We start from the raw sequence: 15,998 nt of genomic DNA on the forward strand, positions 1-15,998 counted from the left end.
ATCAGTTTGTCAACTTTTATTGGTTGTTAACAGTCAACTGTCAACCGTCAACTGACAACTGACAACTGTCAACTGACAACTGTCAACCGTCAACTGTCAACCGTCAACCGTCAACTGTCAACTGACAACTGTCAACTGACAACTGTCAACTGACTAATGACTTCTTTAAGTCCAGCAATCAGTCGCAGATTGTCCGCCCTGGAGCGCACAGCCACCCGAAAAAACCGATCGCCCAACTCAGGAAAACTCAAACAATCCCGAATCAAAATCCGGTGTCGTTCCAACAGACTTTTTTGAATTGAAGAAACCGACATCGACGACTCAACCAACAAGAAATTAGCTGCCCCGGCAATTGGCTGCAAACCCGGCAAATTAGCCAAACCATCAAATAACTCTCGGCGAGCAACAGGCAGCCAATCCCAAGTTTGCCGCTCAAAAACAGTATCTCGCACCACAGCAGCAGCAGCAGCAGCAGCCAAAGCATTCACAGGCCAAGGATCGCGCAGTAACTGCCAGCGGCGGAGAATATCGGGATGGGCGATCGCGCAGCCCAACCGCAGTCCCGGCAGAGAATAGAATTTAGTGAGCGATCGTAAAATCACCAAATTCGGAAACTCCTCAACAGCATCGATCAAAGTTTCCTGCTCAGAAGGCGGTAGAAAGTCCATAAAGGCCTCATCCACCACCACCATACCTAACTGCTTCACATAAGGCAAAATCGCCTCCCTAGCAAACAGCAAACCCGTAGGATTGTGCGGGTTGTTCAGTAGCAAACCTCGTCGAGAGGGGGCATCGAGAGCAAGAGGAACTGGGATACGGAGAGAAGGGGAGACAAGGGAACGGTTAGAAACCGACAAATCATCGGTTTCTAACTCGTTTCCTGCCCCAACGTCCAACGATTTCAGATCCAACTCAGATGTGGCACCATGCTCAATTACTTGTTTAGGAACAGGCAAGATGCCTGTTCCACAAAATTCATCTCTTGTGGAATGGGCATCTTGCCCGTTCTTGACAATGGTGCAAGATTTAAGATCCAAAGGACAATTCAGCACCTGCGCGCCGAAAGCCGAAAGAGCCCGCGAGTAATCGCCAAAAGCCGGAGTCACCAAATAAGTCGCCTCCAGCTTCGACAAATCCCAAGCCGCCCAAGTCAACAATTCCGCCGAACCATTCCCCGGCAGAATCCAATCCGGGTCAACATTCAAAGCCTCCCCCAAAGCAGTCCTGAGTTCCCCATAATCCGGGTCTGGGTAAGCCGTCAGACTGCTCAAGTGAGCTTGAATCGCAGCCAGGGCAGACTCAGGAGGGCCCAAAGGACTGATACTCGCAGAAAAATCGACAATAGCAGAGGCAGGGCAGCCTGCCAGTGCGGCTGCCCAAGCTAAATTCCCACCGTGTAAAGGTCTAATCAAGACTCAGTTCGCCAGCTATTCTGCGTTTTTCGGCGGTGCAACTCTGTCCTTAAACAACTTCCCTGCGGAAAATGCAGGAACTCTGGTTGCCGGGATTTCCATCTTGTCGCCAGTTTTGGGATTGCGACCCTCGCGGGCCTTGCGTTCCCGCGACTCAAACGAGCCAAAACCGACCAGCGTCACCTTGTCGCCATCGGAGACAGCTTCCATGATTGCTTCGAGGGCGGCACTCAAAACAGCATCTGCCTGTTTTTTCGTCACGCTAGCCTTTTCCGCGACTGCATCAACCAATTCACCTTTGTTCATTGCGAACTCCTTCTGGATTTGCAAAATTACGTTAAACAGAGTTAGTTCAACTATTAGCCGTGAGTTATCAACTGGATTGAGGTGTGGATTGGGAGGTTTGGGTGGTTCCCGATTGCTCCCGTCCGCTTCCCCGAATCACAACTCCTGCTGAATACCAATTACCCTAGGGTAATTGGTCAGAGAAGGAATTTTTGTTTCTAACTGCTGAAAACCCCACAGCATCTAATTTTCACTGCATTATTCTAAAGTCTTGCCGACCGTTATGGATCGGTGGAACCTTTAATTTATATGCAACTTGCTAATTTTTGTAATTAATCCCAAAATTTAGGTAAAAAAATACCACCTTCGAGACAAGATTTCTCGCCTCGGTGGATTTGAAAGCATAAAAAAAGGAGAAATAGAAGGAATAAAATGTAATTTGTCAAGGGCTAAAGGAAAAGTTTTTTCCTTCTTCCTTGTTTCTTTCCCCTCTTTCTTTCCTCGTGGGGGGGGCTGTTTCCTTCTCAAGGAAATCATCGTTTTGTAGGGGTAGCGCTACCCCTACTCCCCGTGCCTACCCCCTCCACGGACGAGGGAATCGGTGTTTCAAGTATCGGGGCAACCACGGGGGGTTTGCCCCTAGGTCGAAGGAAACCGCCCTCCGTGAGGCGGGGCTGTTTCCTTCTCCCGAAACCCGCCAGGGACTGAAGTCCCTGTCTCATAGCTGAAGTCGTCTGAAGACGACTGAAAGAGTTATTTATAGTCCTGTTGCAGAGGACTAATGAGTTCTTTAGTCCTCTTTTAGAGGACTTTCGCTTTGAGGCAGGGGTTTCAACCCCTGTCGGACTGTCGGAGTGTCGGACTCAGGGGAAAGAGCGTGGAAAGTTGACAGCAAGGCATTTTTCCTTCGTTCCTACTGTCTCGGCTGGACGGGCTGACTGCGCTGCAACAGTTGGCGCGCGTCGGGACTGATGTTGTTTTGGTAGCCAAAGTTCGATCGATCGCTATCATCCAAAATCTGCGGAGTCAGCAATACAATCACTTCCGCCCGCTCGTTGATCTTATTAGTGCTCCTGAACAGCGAACCGATAATCGGCAAATCTCCTAAAATCGGAATCTTCGTCGCTGTAACCCGGTCTTGGTCGCGGATAATCCCCGATAAAATCAAAGTCTGACCGTCCCGCAGGCGAATTAGCCCGGACTGCAAAGAGCGCTCAGCCAGCAGGGTGATACTGTTATTTTCTCCTGCGCCAGTGCTCAGGGGTCGAGACGGGCCGATCGCACTGACGATTGGGTTGACTCGCAGAGAGACAAAACCGTTATCGTCGATGCGATCGATCGCCACTCCCAAGCGCAAACCTGCCTGGCCTTTTTCTGCCGTCACCGTTCTGGTAGTTTGACCTGCTGTTGTCTGCGATTCCGATCGAATGTTAGTAATCACTTCTTCGGTGATATTCACATTCGCCGTTTCCCCTTCTTGGACAACCAGAGTCGGGTCAGTCAGGATTTTGGCATTCTGGCTGGTAATACTGGCCTGCAAGTTAGACAGAAAACGTCTTGGATATTGGAACAGCGGGAACTGACCAAAAAGCGCACCTCCCGAACCGGTCGCCGAGCCTGGAGTGTAATCCGTAATTCCAACTCGCGTGGGGTCATTAGTAATTGGGGCTGTCGGCTGGAGGAACACACCTTTGGCGGCGGTATCGCGACCTTGACCTGTAAACGGCACGATACGCCGGCCGTTCGCATCGTAGAAAGGAGTATCCCTGAATTCTTGGGGAATGTCTCGGTTCTCAATAATCGCTCGATTAGCGATGCCCCCAAGTGTAGTATTCCTATCGGGCGGATTAATACCACCAAAATTGACGATCGCCGCCCCGCCGTCATTGACGAAGAAACTGTCATTAATCCCGAAAGAGAAGCTGGTGTTACTGGTGTTGTTTCCCGACAAGTTGATATCGATCACCTTGACGTTGACAGCCACTTGACGGCGGCGCAAATCTAGCTGTGTCAAGAAAGCCACAGCCATGTCAACTTTGCGCGGGTCGCCCACCAAAGTGATGGAATTGAGCCGAGAATCCGCCAGCACCGACAGTCCCCTCAGCAAGAGCGGCCCGGTGCCTTCCCTAGCGCCGATCGCCTTAATGTCGGGTTCCCTAATTTCCACATCCCGCGCCGCATTTCCCTGGCCCACGCTTTGAATCGTCACCCGAGTAATCGGCAGTTGAGTTTCCGCGCCTTGAGCGCTCAAAAAGTTAGCTGCATCCGTAGAGCGAACTTGATTGAGTCGCAGAGTCCGAATGATAATATTGCGGGAGTCGATCGGCAAGCTCGTCCCTACAAAAATCGTCCGCCCCTGGCGGTTAGCTTGCAGCCCGCTGAGCCGCAGCACGTAATTAAAGACATCTTGCACCGACTCATTTTCGATGTCCAAAGAAATCTTCGGCCCTTCATCTGAGCCGGAGGCTCCTGGCTGACCAGGCACTGCGGGCTGGCCCGGTTGACCAGGGGCAGCACCGCCTGTAAAAGCAATGTTCAAGCCCGCAGCGCGAGCCAGCAGAGCCAAAACGTCCCGGACTGGGGCATCTCGCAACACCAAGCGGGGGATGCGTTCTCCCGAACTCAGTTCAATATTTCCGACGCCGGGGGCGATGTTAGACACCGCGATATCTCCCAAGGGCGGCGCCACGGCCCGCGGTTGGAAAGGCGCAGCCTGATTGCTCTGGGATTGAATTTCGCTGGGGAGGGGCGGGCGATCGTTCCTGGTAACAGTAACTTCGGGATTTGGCAGCAGCACGCCTGGGTTTTGCGAGGTGCGGACTTGGGGAGCCGGCCGGGGAGCTGTTTGGGTCAGCGGCAGTCCCGGAGGCGGCGGGGGTGGAGTTTGGGCAGACTGTGCTGTGCCACCCTGTCCGGCAACGCTGAGGACGATGCTTTGGCCTTGTCCCGGAACAATTTGTCCGTTGGGAACTCCGTTGGTGCCGGCTACCACAACGCGGATGCTGTTAGCCTCTACCTGGGTGATTTCTACGGAAGAAATTCCCGGAGCGGGGTTATCTTGACGGAAGCTGTTGCCTTGTGGCAAGCGGAGCTGGGTGTTGATAATTGTGGCTTGGTAAGTATTGCCGTTATTGATGGCGAAAACTTGCGGGCGATCGCCCTTTTCTGTCGCCATGACAATATTTACGCCATTATTACCTTGACTTACTTGCACTCCTGTGACTTGAGTCGGCCCTGCCAAGACGGGGGCTTGCGCGATCAGAACTCCTGCAACGCTGCATAAGAGTCCTCCACTTAACCGTAGATGCTGTTTCACGTTCTCTCCTCAACTACACTTTGTTATTTATTTGTTGTTCGCAGTCTTTTGTCGGTAGCTGCTAAACTGACTAAAATATTCAATGGTTCGAGCCTTTTTGAAAGGAGAAGTTATGCCCTTTTCGATTGGCGATTTTCGATTGGGAATAACTGATGACATAAGGGTTAGAAACTATCCTACAGCAATCCTCGCATCATTTGTGTACTTCTTACTCCCTCCCCTTTGTAAGGGGAGGGTTGGGGTGGGGTAAAAAATTTACTACTCCTGCAAGGATTGCTACACAGTTCCATTACTTTGAGAAACTGGTATTAGAAGAAATTAGGTTTTAGAGCAAATTGTTGAGTGCCATATAAAAAATATTTTTGTGGCCTTCATGATTTTTTGACTTATACCTTCAATCTTCAAAATTCCACCTTCTGCCTTCTCCTTTCTTGTGAAAGAGCAAGTTGGGAACAATAGCTAATATAGCGGTTCTCAAAAAAGTGAGGTATGCCCTATGCCCTATGCCCTATGCCCTATGCCCTATGCCCTATGCCCTATGCCCTATGCCCTATGCCCTATGCCCATGATTACCTCAGATGAGAGCTCGAAAGGCTATATCTATCCGCCCAACTACCGCTACTTAGCACCAGGACTCGGAGCTGGAGTTGGCGGTTTTTCTTCTTGCTTTAACGGCAGCAGGGCGTGCAATTCAAAAGCCGTTTTAATTTTAGTTGGCGGCTGCTCCACAGGAACTATTTTCCCTTTCACCAAGTCAACTTGAATTGCCCCAGTTGATGGTAGCAATTCAGATCTCAAATTCTTCACTACCAACAGCGACTGCATCAACTCCAAGTTACGCATAAAATTGCGGGTTTGAGCGAAAGTGCCTTCAAACTCTACCTTAAATTTTTTGCGTCTGAGCTTGCCAGCCAGGGACGGCCCGAAGGAGGTATCGGCCAGAATATCAGGGTCTGGAGCTCCCGGCGCGGCGGTTGCTGCTGCTGGGGGCATATCCGGCTCAAATTTGGTAATTTTAGCCTTGAAGTCATCTCCTTGCACGCCGGCGTTGATTCTATTAACGAGTTGGGTCATGTCAAGCAGCAGCGTGTTGGCGCTCGCATCGCTGGCAAACATTGCCGTCACGTTGGCCCGGCGCTGTTTTGCTTCTTCTTGCTTTGCTTCTGCTTCTGCCTTTTTTTGAATTAGAGAGTTCAATTGCTGTCTCGTGTGCTCTTTTTCGGCATTTTTTTGCTTAATGTCGCTGCGTGTTTGGAATTCTGGCTGTACGAACTGGTAGCCGAGGCCGCCGGCAATGACGAGGCCGAGAACCGCGATGCCGATTGCTTGGACTTGGGGTGTCAGCTTAATGCCGAATATTTCCTGAGCCCCTGTCTCTTCTGCTTGTGCGCCGCTGGGAATAAACTGATTTGCTGTCATTGTTTTTTCACCTCTGGTTTTTGTGGTTCTAGCACTCCTTTTTCTTGAAGTGTTTCTATCCGTATTGCTAGCCCGTCTGCTTGCTTGCTTCGCAGCTCGGGGAGCAACTCGGAGGCCCCCGTCGGGCTAAGGGTCGTTTCAATTTTATATTCCACTACTTTCCGCAGTTTGGGAAGTTCTGTTACTCCTGCTGCACTTTGGTTCCGCAGTTGTACTTGTGCCGGGTTGTCTTTTAAGGTCGCTGCTATCAGTTTGGTATTGGTGTTGAGGAAGAAAGGAGAGCGCTGGACTAGCAGCATAAAGTCGTTAACTTGGGCAAAGGTACTGGCTATCCCTGAAATTTGTACTTTTGCTGCCTGCTGCGGGACGACGGGCGGGGGGGGAGCGGCAGCCGGGGTAGGGCTGGCTGGGGACGGACTCGCCCCTGGGGACGGGCTGGCTGCGGGGGTGGCTGCGGGGGGTGGGGGTGCTGCTGCAACGGGGGAGGGACTTGGGTCGATTTGCTCGATTTTGCCAATTTGCACTCCCGCCGGAGTACGGACACTGAGGTCTTGCAGCATCGCTGACCAAGGTTTAATTTGGTCGAATACTCCGGCTAATGCTTTGTATTCGGCGGTAACTTGGTCGGTTTCGGCGTTGATGGCTTTGATGGTGCTGGCTTGAGTGTTTAACTGGGCCAGTTCTTTGTCGAGATTTTCTTGCTTTGTTCGCAACTGGGTATTTTCGTTATAGGCCGACCACCAGGCGCCCATGACTGCGGCGTTGATGCCGAAGGCAAACAGCGCCGCCCCAATTAGGGGCCGTTGGTCTTTGGCTCCACCGGAACTTTTTTTAGCTGAGCTTTTGGCTGCTGCAACGGGTTTGTAGTCCGGACGGTCGTTGAGAAAATTAATATCTAGGCTGTACATGGCTTCACTCGATTTTATAGCAGAAGGAAGAAGGAAGAAGGGACTATGTAAAAGGTAGAAGGTAGAAGGCACAAGGTAGAAGGAAAAAGTGATCTACCGCTTATGTTTCAGCAATTAAGAATGTCCAAACTCTTTTGGCTGTTGCTATAGATTTAAATTTGAAATTTTAGATTTTAGACAGAGCCCAAGATTGCTGGTACAAGTGAAGGATTTATTTAGGGAAGAAAGAAACAACTTTCTGCCTTCTACTGAAGGAAGGGGCTGCTTCTAGCTCAGATATATTCTACCTTTTACCTTCTACCTTCTGCTTTCTGCCTTCTTCTTTTGGAAGGGGTTTTCACCTAAAATTCTCAAATCTGTTTTTCTCTCATCTAAAACTGTTAGGTCACATAACCTCCCTTAGTCCTAAACCTAGGGCGACTCCTAAACCTGCTCGCTGTTCTGGGGTAATTTCTTGGCTGATTTCGACTCCTAGGGTTTCGATGGGATCGACTTGAGATGCGGGCAAGCTTAATCTTTGCATAAAAAATTCGTCTAGTTTGCCGATCGCAGCTCCCGGGCCTGCTAGCAGCAGTTGCGCTACTTCGAGTTCTTCGCTCTGGTTGAGGTAAAAGTCTACTGAGCGGCGCAGTTCGTCTGCTAGTTCTCCTAATACTTTAATCATCGCATTTGTTCCCGGATTAGCGTCTCCTGATGCGCCCATTGTATCTGTGACTGGCAGGGTCATGCCTTGCAGTTCGCTGGTGTCTCTGGTTGGCGGCAGGTTCATGGCTTGGTTGAGGGCGGTCTGGATTTGGTATGTGCCGATCGGGATGGTACGGTTGAACTGAGGTATGCCGTCCACTACTATAGCTAACTCGGTGCTGTCAAATTCTATGGCGGTGAGAACTGCGGCTTCTTGGGAGGAAAATTGTTGCAGTTGGTCTTTGAGGGTGCGGATTAGGGCAAAACTGGTTACTTCTAGTACGTCTATAACCAGTCCGGCTTCTTTGAAGGTTTCGATGTATGTGTCGGTAACTTCTCTGCGGGTTGCTACTAACACGACTTGCACTTTTTCTACTCCGTCGTCATCTACAAATAGGCCTATTTTTTGATAGTCTACGTCGGCGTCTTCTCTGGGAAACGGCAAGTAGAGTCCTGCTTCTGCGTTCATGTAATCCCGCAGTTCTTCTTCGTTGAGCTCTGCAGGAACTGGGATGAGGCGGATGACGGCTTCACGGCCAGGAATGGCTGTGGCTACTCGCTTGGCTTTGATTTTGTTTTCGGCGAGGACGGTACGTATTAGTTCGGCCATTCCCGGCGGATCGACTATTTGTCCTTCTTGTATATAGTCTTCTGGAACTTCTATTGAGGCTAGGATGCCTAATTTTAATGCCTGACCTTTCTTTTCGAGCTGAATGATGTTGATGCGGTCTGGGGCTATTTCGAGCCCGATTCCTGGCTGGCGTTGGGAAAGTAGACCTTTGAAAAAGTTAACCATGTGATTGGGTCGCCGATAATTGCTATTTTTTTCTTTTGTAGTTGGCCAGCCTGATTCAGCGCGCAGCCCTGTTGGAGGGTTGGTTTCCAACTGCCGCCAGAGTGCTGTAATCTCGGTATCCCGCCGTAGCTACGCAGCTCCGTCTGTGTTGCGCGATCGCTAGTTCCGATTTTATGCTATCCAATTTACTTGACAATAGCTATTCTGCGGAGAATGTCAATAAATTCCAGCTCGATCGACCGAAAACCCGCCGATTCTGCACAAAAACAGACTATCTCGCTCCTGAACCCAGGTACAAAACTCTGTTACTGACTCATCGCGCTTGATTCGGGGGAGCGCTTTTTTGTCTGACGGTTCCCATAACTCTCAAATTTTATTCTATGAAACGTAAATCTTGGCAACTGTTTGCTGTTTTTGGGCTGGTGGGGCTGCTGCTGGCTGCGGTGGTGAGTTGCAGCAAGCCGGCTGTTAATTCCCAGGCAAATAATACGCAGGAAATCGAGTTCTGGACTATGCAGCTTCAACCTCAGTTTACTGAGTATTTCAACAAGACGATCGCCGGTTTTGAAGCCGAAAATCCGGGGGTGAAGGTGCGTTGGGTGGACGTTCCTTGGTCGGCGATGGAAAGCAAGATTTTGGGGGCTGTTTCGGCGAAAACTGCGCCGGATGTGGTGAACCTAAATCCCGATTTTGCTTCGCTGTTGGCGGGACGCAATGCTTGGCTGGATTTGGATTCTCGGATTCCGCAGCAAGTTCGTGAGCTCTATCTCCCAAATATCTGGAAAGCTAGTGTACTCGACGGCAAGACTTTTGGCATTCCTTGGTATCTCACGACTGGGGTGACAATTTACAATACGGAGTTGTTGAAGAAGGCTGGAATTGCTAAGCCTCCTGCTACTTATGCCGAGTTGGCACAGGTTGCCAAGCAGGTGAAGGAGAAGACTGGTAAGTTTGCTTTTTTTGTGACTTTTGTGCCGGAAGATTCGGCGGAAGTTTTGCAATCTTTCGTGCAGATGGGTGTGCCTTTGGTTGATGCGAAAGGTAAGGCGGCTTTTAATACTGCTAAGGGCAAAGCTGTTTTTCAGTATTGGGTGGATTTGTACAAGAACGGACTTTTGCCACAGGATGTTTTGGTGCAGGGACATCGTAGGGCGATCGAGCTTTATCAAGCTGGGGAAACTACTTTTTTAGCTTCCGGGCCTCAGTTTTTGAAAGCAATTGCTGAGAATGCGCCGAGTATTGGTGCTGTTTCGGCTGCTGCGCCTCAAATTACGGGGGAAACAGGCAAGAAGACTGTGGCGGTGATGAATTTGGTTGTGCCCCGCGACAGTAAGCGCCCTGATGATGCTGTCAAGTTTGCTCTGTACGTGACTAATTCTCAAAATCAGTTGGCTTTTGCTAAGGCTGCTAATGTTTTGCCTTCTACGGTTGAGGCTTTGCAGGACGATTATTTTAAGACAGTTTCTGCTGATGCTCCCGCAGCAGATCGAGCTCGCGTTGTTAGTGCTTCTGGGTTGAGTTCCGCCGAGCTATTGATTCCGCCTCTCAAGGATGTTAAGAAGTTGCAAAAGGCGATTTATGACAATTTGCAGGCGGCGATGTTAGGGGAAAAGTCGGTAGATCAAGCTGTGGCGGATGCCGCCCAAGTTTGGGATCAAAGGTAGTTTTTAATTGAAGCTGGGGCGGGATTTTTTTTAAACTCGCCTCTTGCTTTTAAGGTTGAATTGTCCAGTCTTCCTGCTCTAAATCAGGCACTTCCGAAAAATCTTGGTTGTTGCGCGTAACGAGGATAGCATTATTAGCAATTACAATAGCACCAATCCGCAAATCTCGGTTGCCGATGCGTCTTATTTGACGATGGAACGCAGTGTAATATCATGTCCGCTCGATTACCCTGATTCCTGTAGGGGCGGGTTCACCAATAATATTTGCCAAAAATAGACAATCTCACAAACCCGCCCCGGCAATTGTATAATTGGCGATAGATCTGACATGAGATAGATATTGAAAGCATTCTGGTCAAATTTCAGAATGCTGAGATTTTTGAAATCATCTAATGTATCCCATAACTTGGTGTAAGCCCATACTAATTTGTCCGCTTGCGAAGGTTCAGAAGCCTGTTTGATAACATTGAACCAGCCGCGAATTACTTCCTCTAGGGTTACGATAGTTACAGCAAGATTTTCTGCGTTAACCTCGATTCGCTGCACCATCATTGGATGATTCTTTCGCCAAAGGGAGAAACAATCCGTATCAAGTATGTATCGGCTCATTGTGTCTCAACCGCAGCGTCAATTTGACTATAATAAGCTTCGGTTTCTGCATCGAGTTCGCGGCGATATTCTTCTATGTGTGCCAATACCTCATCGTATTGCGGATCGTTTTCATACTTACCTGCTAACCTCACCCAAGGATTGTTCGATCGACTATTCGTGAGTTTGACAGAGACGATTTCTGCTTCGGCTAGCTGGGCATTTACTAAATCGTGAAGGTTTTGCAGTGCTTGCGATCGCGTCTCGCCAAAAGCTTTACATTCTGGCCATCCCAGCAACGCTGCACTGACTGTTCTGTCTGATTCGTTTTTAATGATTACGTGAGCCTTTGAGCTGTCGAGGTTGCCCCCAGAGTTAGTGCGATCGGCTGCGCGAATGTCGCAGGTAGCGTTACCTGTTAAGAGTGTTTTTGTCTTGACTGTCTCCTTGGTGTTTTCCTGGCGCGGCTTTTCTCTTTCTCCAATGATAGACGCCTTTAGTGCTAATGTATTGTTTTCCTGAAGCTGCTTGATTATGTTTCGCCTGAAAAGCTCGTCAAATAGTAAAGTTTGCTCTTGGGCTGGCAAAGCTTCTATATATTCAATTAGCGTTTGCACCGATATAAGGCTGCTCATAAACTTCTATCTCTAAGTTTTTCTAAACTCACTTGTATTGTAACAAAAATTGGGCATTGGGCATTGGCATTAATTTTTTTTATATCGCCTCTTGCTTTTTTCTGCTACTTGACGTATTCTTAAATAATGGGAATCTGTGTCGCCATATATAAGCAGATATCAGCTTTTAAGTTATTATCGAGTGATGAAATTACGGCCTCTTCACAACCCGGAGTCGGAGGAGAACTCTGGATAGCTCAATCTCGACTATTTTAGAGGTAAAGGTTTGTTGATAAGAACGATCGCTCATCCCAGAAACCGGGTTTATTTATCCCGTGCGAGATCCTTTCTCAATTCAGCTTGATTGATGATTTCTACAAAAATAGCCTAAATCCCTCAAATATTCAGAAATTTAACTCGTGTTAAAATCAAAGCTCAGCTCAGAATAGGATAAAATTCTTATGCCAGCGATGACACTCAAAGATTTAAACCAAGTTCAAACCCTTTTTTCCGAAGCGGGTTTAGATTACAAAATTGAACTAGAAGACGGGAGACTTTCAATTGTGGGGCCATCAGACATCGTATCCAGTGAAATCAGCAGTATTTTGATTCGCTTGCTGGGTAACTGGGTTTATCCCCGTCGCTTGGGGAGAGTCTTTGACTCCGCAGGCGGTTTCATCATGCCGGATACGAATGTCAAAGCACCGGATGTTTCTTTTGTGCGCGCCGCCCGCTTGCGCCAAAGTCCGCGTTATTTTGGAGAACTTGTCCCCGATTTGGTGGTTGAGGTTAAATCTCAGAGCGATCGCATTAAGCCTATAGAAACCAAGGTTTTGAAGTTTATAGAACTGGGTGCGATCGTCGGAATTCTGATCGATCCTGATGAAGAAACAGTGACTATTTATCGCTCTACAGGTGAACCGACTGTTTTAGGAAATGGCGATATCTTAACAGTAGCAGAACTTTTTCCCGGTTGGGAATTGCCCGTTTCGGAATTGTGGCCTCCTATCTTTACTGAGGAAGAAACACAACTCTGATGCGTTTAAGCTTGGGATTGTTGTTGTTGCAGAAAATAGCCGACGAGATAAAGGGAACCGCAAAGGATTGTTAGGTTGTCACCTGTAACAGCAGCATCTAAGGCCGTTGTTAAGTCGGGGAAGGCTTGACAGAGTGTTAATTCCGGGCAGATAATTTGAGCTAGGGTGGCTAATTCTGCGGGGGATGATGAATTTTGATCGGGTACGGGTACTAGGTAAAGTCGATCGCCCTTTTTGAGTAATGCTTTCAAAATATCATCGCAGTCTTTAGTCGCAAGAATGCCGATTACCCAGTTAATCGGTGACGGGTGATTGTTCAGGCGATCGACATATTCACGCAGGGCGATAGCTGCGGCGGGGTTGTGCGCGCCGTCAATTAATATATTGCGGTTTTTCCAAGTTGTCTGCTGGAGTCTTCCGGGCCATTGGGTTTTGGCGATACCGTTTTCGATGGCGGTTGGGGATATTTGCCATCCTTGGTTTTGGAGAGTTTGCAAAGTTGCGATCGCAATTGCTGAATTCATTAGTTGAATTTTTCCCAGCAGCGGCAATTGATATTTTATTTTAACCGCATTTTGATTTAACTGATATTCTGCGAATCCTTGTCCTAAATCTCTTGCTGGTTTTACCCAAGTTGCCGGACAATCTAATTCTTGAATGCCTTTTTCTACTACTATTCTAGCTGATTCTGGCAATTCTCCGATCACTGCCGGACATTTTGCTTTAAGAATTCCCGCTTTTTCGTCAGCAATATCGGCGACGGTGGGGCCGAGTATTTGCCAGTGGTCGAGACTGATAGAAGTGATGACGCTAGCGAGAGGTGTTTCGCAAACGTTAGTCGCGTCTAATCTTCCGCCCAATCCAGTTTCTATGACTGCGATGTCTGTTTTTTGTTCGGCGAAATACAGCCAAGCTGCGGCGGTAAATATTTCAAATTGAGTGGGAGTTTCGGTGTTGTTTTCGCTGGCGGCGACAACTCGTTCTAGATACTGTTGCAATTCTATTGGGGAAATCGGTTTTTGGTTGATGCAAATTCTTTCTGTCCAATCGATTAGGTGCGGGGATGTGTAGCGTCCAACTCGATAACCTGCTTCTGTGAGTACGGATGATAGGTAGGCGCAGACTGAACCTTTGCCGTTTGTGCCGGCGACGTGGATAATGGGTACTTGTTGGTGGGGGTTGTCTAGTTTTTCTAGGAGTTGTTTGATTCTTTCTAGCCCGAGGTGGACGGCGAACTGTTGATAAGATTGGAGGAGGGGTTTGGCATTCATTGAGGATGATAAATTCTGTTTGTGTGTGAATTATATATTTTTTTTTACCGCAGAGGGCGCAGAGGGCGCAGAGTGAGAGAAGAAAGAGAGAGATATCTAAGAAAAGAGAGGTTTATAATTGATTTATTGTATTTATTGCGGGTGAAAAAAGGTGGCTTTGGATATTATTTCTCTGTTTTCGGGTTGTGGGGGGTTGGATTTGGGTTTTCGCTTGGCTGGGTTTAATCCGGTTTGGGCGAATGAATATGATAAGTCTATTTGGGATACCTACGAGTTTAACCATCCTGAAACCATTTTAGATCGCAGAGATATCAGAAAAATCAAATCTGATGAAATTCCCAACTGTATTGGGATAATCGGCGGCCCTCCTTGTCAAAGTTGGAGTGAAGCCGGCGCTAAACGGGGGATTGATGACAGTCGGGGTCAACTTTTCTGGGAGTATATCAGAATTGTGCGGGACAAGCAGCCTTGGTTTTTTTTAGCTGAGAATGTTAGCGGTATTTTGGCTCCCAGAAACAAGGATGCTTTCACTTATATATTATCGCAGTTTGAGGAAATCGGGTATCGGGTTTCGTACAAGTTGGTGAATGCTAAAAATTTTGGTGTTCCGCAAGATAGGCAAAGGGTGATTGTTGTTGGCTATCGGGAAAATCTGGGTTTTGGTTTTGAGTTTCCCGAACCTGGAACCGATGTTTTGACACTGAAAGATGCGATTTTTGATTTGCAGGCCGCGCCACTGTCAGTTAAGGGTAAATTAGATAATTATCACGATTCTGTCCCAAATCACGAATGTGCGGATTTGGGGTTTTCGAGCATTTATATGTCGCGCAATCGAGTTAGAAGTTGGTCAGAACCTTCTTTTACAATTCAGGCAAGTGGCAGACACGCACCTCTCCATCCTCAAGCTAGTAAAATGATTTTGGTTGGCAAAGACAAACGCATTTTTGACCCCAATTCGCCTCTGCCTTACCGTCGGCTTTCTGTGCGAGAGTGCGCGAGAGTTCAGACTTTCCCGGATGACTTTATTTTTAAGTATAAGTATATTGTGGATGGATACAAAATGGTCGGCAATGCTGTTCCTGTTAATTTGGCGAGGATGTTGGCGAATAAAATATTTGCGGATATTTCGCACTTGTAGCATGGAAAGTTTTGTAGGGGCGGGTTCGCCGAAATATTTGATAATTACCGACAAATTATATAAACCCGCCCCGTCCATACTAGCGGACATGATATTACAAATCATCTAAAGTAAAATTGCGGGGATTTTTGAGGGTAAAGGTTTGATTTTTTTTGATTAAATCTCCCGTACAGAGGAAAGGCAAGCGTTCTTGATAAGCTTTGATTGCGAGGATGTAATCTTTGTCTGCAAGTGAGGTTTTAATTTTCCGCAGTTTGTCGGCAATGACACCTAAAAACGTAATCTCGCCACTTAATTTGTCGGCGTTAGGAGTGTGAATTTGAATCACGATTCCCTGAATAGTTGTATTAGGAATCCCGGTAATTAAATCTGCTAAAATTTCCAGTTGAGAGCGATTTTCGATGATTTCCAATGTCTCTAACATCAAGTTCATTGACACGGGAAAGTCAGGAAGAGTGGAATTTAAAGGTAGAACGATTTGAGGGGCTTCTGGCTTGATATCGCTGCTTGTCCAAATAATAGCGCGGCTGTCAATTTGTTGTGCTTGTTTCCAACCTTTTGCTTCTAAGTAGTAGCTGATTTGCTGAGGTTGGAGATTTTTGAGCAATTCAATATCCTTTATTGTCACATTCATATTTGTCTCCCGGTTGCGATACGCTGCATGATAGTTGTCAGAGTCTCAGCCGAAAATATATTTGTTCTGGGTATGGAAATAGTGACCCTTTCTTTATTGTCAGTAGATGCTGCACCTTCTAATGATATCCAATAAGCGCAGCGTTTTAAGCAGAGGGTAGTAATAAATATGTAGTGATTAGATATTTATTGGCTCAAAACATAGTTGTAATGATGGATAAAATACCAAATAG

The 15,998-nt window shown here is 47.7% G+C and carries 14 protein-coding genes; 3 read left to right on the forward strand and 11 right to left on the reverse strand.

What is annotated here, in order from left to right; genetic code table 11:
• Positions 1-131: 131 nt before the first annotated feature.
• From QUA16_RS11675 to pilM, 6 genes are all read right to left on the reverse strand, one after another.
• Complete coding sequence (locus QUA16_RS11675; protein WP_333104275.1) at positions 132-1,412, reverse strand: threonine-phosphate decarboxylase; 1,281 nt, start codon at positions 1,410-1,412, stop codon at positions 132-134.
• Positions 1,413-1,427: 15 nt separating this feature from the next.
• On the reverse strand, positions 1,428-1,736 hold the full coding sequence (locus QUA16_RS11680) for an HU family DNA-binding protein (RefSeq protein ID WP_278187376.1): 309 nt from the start codon (positions 1,734-1,736) through the stop codon (positions 1,428-1,430).
• Positions 1,737-2,610: 874 nt separating this feature from the next.
• Positions 2,611-5,013, reverse strand: a complete 2,403-nt coding sequence (locus tag QUA16_RS11685; RefSeq protein WP_333104274.1) for an AMIN domain-containing protein — start codon at positions 5,011-5,013, stop codon at positions 2,611-2,613.
• Between the two features lie 618 nt (positions 5,014-5,631).
• A complete protein-coding gene (locus tag QUA16_RS11690; protein ID WP_333108810.1) occupies positions 5,632-6,432 on the reverse strand; it encodes a pilus assembly protein PilO in 801 nt (266 codons plus the stop codon).
• Positions 6,429-7,340 carry a PilN domain-containing protein gene (locus QUA16_RS11695; protein WP_333108811.1) on the reverse strand — a complete coding sequence of 304 codons (912 nt, stop codon included), beginning with the start codon at positions 7,338-7,340 and terminating at the stop codon, positions 6,429-6,431. The genes QUA16_RS11690 and QUA16_RS11695 overlap by 4 nt, the downstream gene beginning before the upstream one ends.
• 385 nt (positions 7,341-7,725) lie before the next feature.
• A complete protein-coding gene (gene pilM, locus QUA16_RS11700; RefSeq protein ID WP_333108813.1) occupies positions 7,726-8,820 on the reverse strand; it encodes a type IV pilus assembly protein PilM in 1,095 nt (364 codons plus the stop codon).
• Positions 8,821-9,200: 380 nt separating this feature from the next.
• On the opposite strand from pilM, the gene QUA16_RS11705 reads away from it, so the two are divergent.
• Positions 9,201-10,484 carry a sugar ABC transporter substrate-binding protein gene (locus tag QUA16_RS11705; RefSeq protein ID WP_333108814.1) on the forward strand — a complete coding sequence of 428 codons (1,284 nt, stop codon included), beginning with the start codon at positions 9,201-9,203 and terminating at the stop codon, positions 10,482-10,484.
• Positions 10,485-10,709: 225 nt separating this feature from the next.
• Here QUA16_RS11705 and QUA16_RS11710 read toward each other — a convergent pair whose 3' ends face one another.
• Together QUA16_RS11710 and QUA16_RS11715 are read right to left on the reverse strand one after the other, a co-directional pair.
• On the reverse strand, positions 10,710-11,093 hold the full coding sequence (locus tag QUA16_RS11710) for a hypothetical protein (protein ID WP_333108815.1): 384 nt from the start codon (positions 11,091-11,093) through the stop codon (positions 10,710-10,712).
• Positions 11,090-11,707 (reverse strand): hypothetical protein, encoded by a 618-nt coding sequence (locus QUA16_RS11715; RefSeq protein WP_333108816.1) that lies wholly within the window; start codon positions 11,705-11,707, stop codon positions 11,090-11,092. Before QUA16_RS11715 ends, QUA16_RS11710 begins: the two co-directional genes overlap by 4 nt.
• A 440-nt stretch (positions 11,708-12,147) precedes the next feature.
• Between QUA16_RS11715 and QUA16_RS11720 the strand changes: the two genes are divergently transcribed.
• A complete protein-coding gene (locus tag QUA16_RS11720; protein WP_333108818.1) occupies positions 12,148-12,723 on the forward strand; it encodes a Uma2 family endonuclease in 576 nt (191 codons plus the stop codon).
• Positions 12,724-12,728: 5 nt separating this feature from the next.
• Here the strand turns inward: QUA16_RS11720 and QUA16_RS11725 are convergent, their stop codons facing one another.
• A complete protein-coding gene (locus QUA16_RS11725; RefSeq protein ID WP_333108819.1) occupies positions 12,729-13,994 on the reverse strand; it encodes a folylpolyglutamate synthase/dihydrofolate synthase family protein in 1,266 nt (421 codons plus the stop codon).
• 151 nt (positions 13,995-14,145) lie between these two features.
• On the opposite strand from QUA16_RS11725, the gene QUA16_RS11730 reads away from it, so the two are divergent.
• Complete coding sequence (locus QUA16_RS11730; protein WP_333181144.1) at positions 14,146-15,132, forward strand: DNA cytosine methyltransferase; 987 nt, start codon at positions 14,146-14,148, stop codon at positions 15,130-15,132.
• A gap of 94 nt (positions 15,133-15,226) precedes the next feature.
• Here the strand turns inward: QUA16_RS11730 and QUA16_RS11735 are convergent, their stop codons facing one another.
• Both QUA16_RS11735 and QUA16_RS11740 read right to left on the reverse strand, forming a co-directional pair.
• Positions 15,227-15,766, reverse strand: a complete 540-nt coding sequence (locus tag QUA16_RS11735) for a hypothetical protein (protein WP_333108825.1) — start codon at positions 15,764-15,766, stop codon at positions 15,227-15,229.
• Positions 15,763-15,951, reverse strand: coding sequence for a DUF4365 domain-containing protein (locus QUA16_RS11740; RefSeq protein WP_333108826.1), 189 nt, complete (start codon positions 15,949-15,951; stop codon positions 15,763-15,765). Before QUA16_RS11740 ends, QUA16_RS11735 begins: the two co-directional genes overlap by 4 nt.
• Positions 15,952-15,998 lie beyond the last annotated feature (47 nt).

The sequence above is a fragment of the Microcoleus sp. S13_C3 genome, assembly GCF_036700905.1.
In the GTDB taxonomy this organism is placed as follows: Bacteria; Cyanobacteriota; Cyanobacteriia; order Cyanobacteriales; family Microcoleaceae; genus Microcoleus.

Coding starts and splice junctions, on each gene's coding strand:
- QUA16_RS11690 (WP_333108810.1), bottom strand. CDS start 6,432: ATGACAGCAAATCAGTTTATTCCCAGCGGCGCACAAGCAGAAGAGACA.
- QUA16_RS11695 (WP_333108811.1), bottom strand. CDS start 7,340: ATGTACAGCCTAGATATTAATTTTCTCAACGACCGTCCGGACTACAAA.
- pilM (WP_333108813.1), bottom strand. CDS start 8,820: ATGGTTAACTTTTTCAAAGGTCTACTTTCCCAACGCCAGCCAGGAATC.
- QUA16_RS11705 (WP_333108814.1), top strand. CDS start 9,201: ATGAAACGTAAATCTTGGCAACTGTTTGCTGTTTTTGGGCTGGTGGGG.
- QUA16_RS11710 (WP_333108815.1), bottom strand. CDS start 11,093: ATGAGCCGATACATACTTGATACGGATTGTTTCTCCCTTTGGCGAAAG.
- QUA16_RS11715 (WP_333108816.1), bottom strand. CDS start 11,707: ATGAGCAGCCTTATATCGGTGCAAACGCTAATTGAATATATAGAAGCT.
- QUA16_RS11720 (WP_333108818.1), top strand. CDS start 12,148: ATGCCAGCGATGACACTCAAAGATTTAAACCAAGTTCAAACCCTTTTT.
- QUA16_RS11725 (WP_333108819.1), bottom strand. CDS start 13,994: ATGAATGCCAAACCCCTCCTCCAATCTTATCAACAGTTCGCCGTCCAC.
- QUA16_RS11735 (WP_333108825.1), bottom strand. CDS start 15,766: ATGAATGTGACAATAAAGGATATTGAATTGCTCAAAAATCTCCAACCT.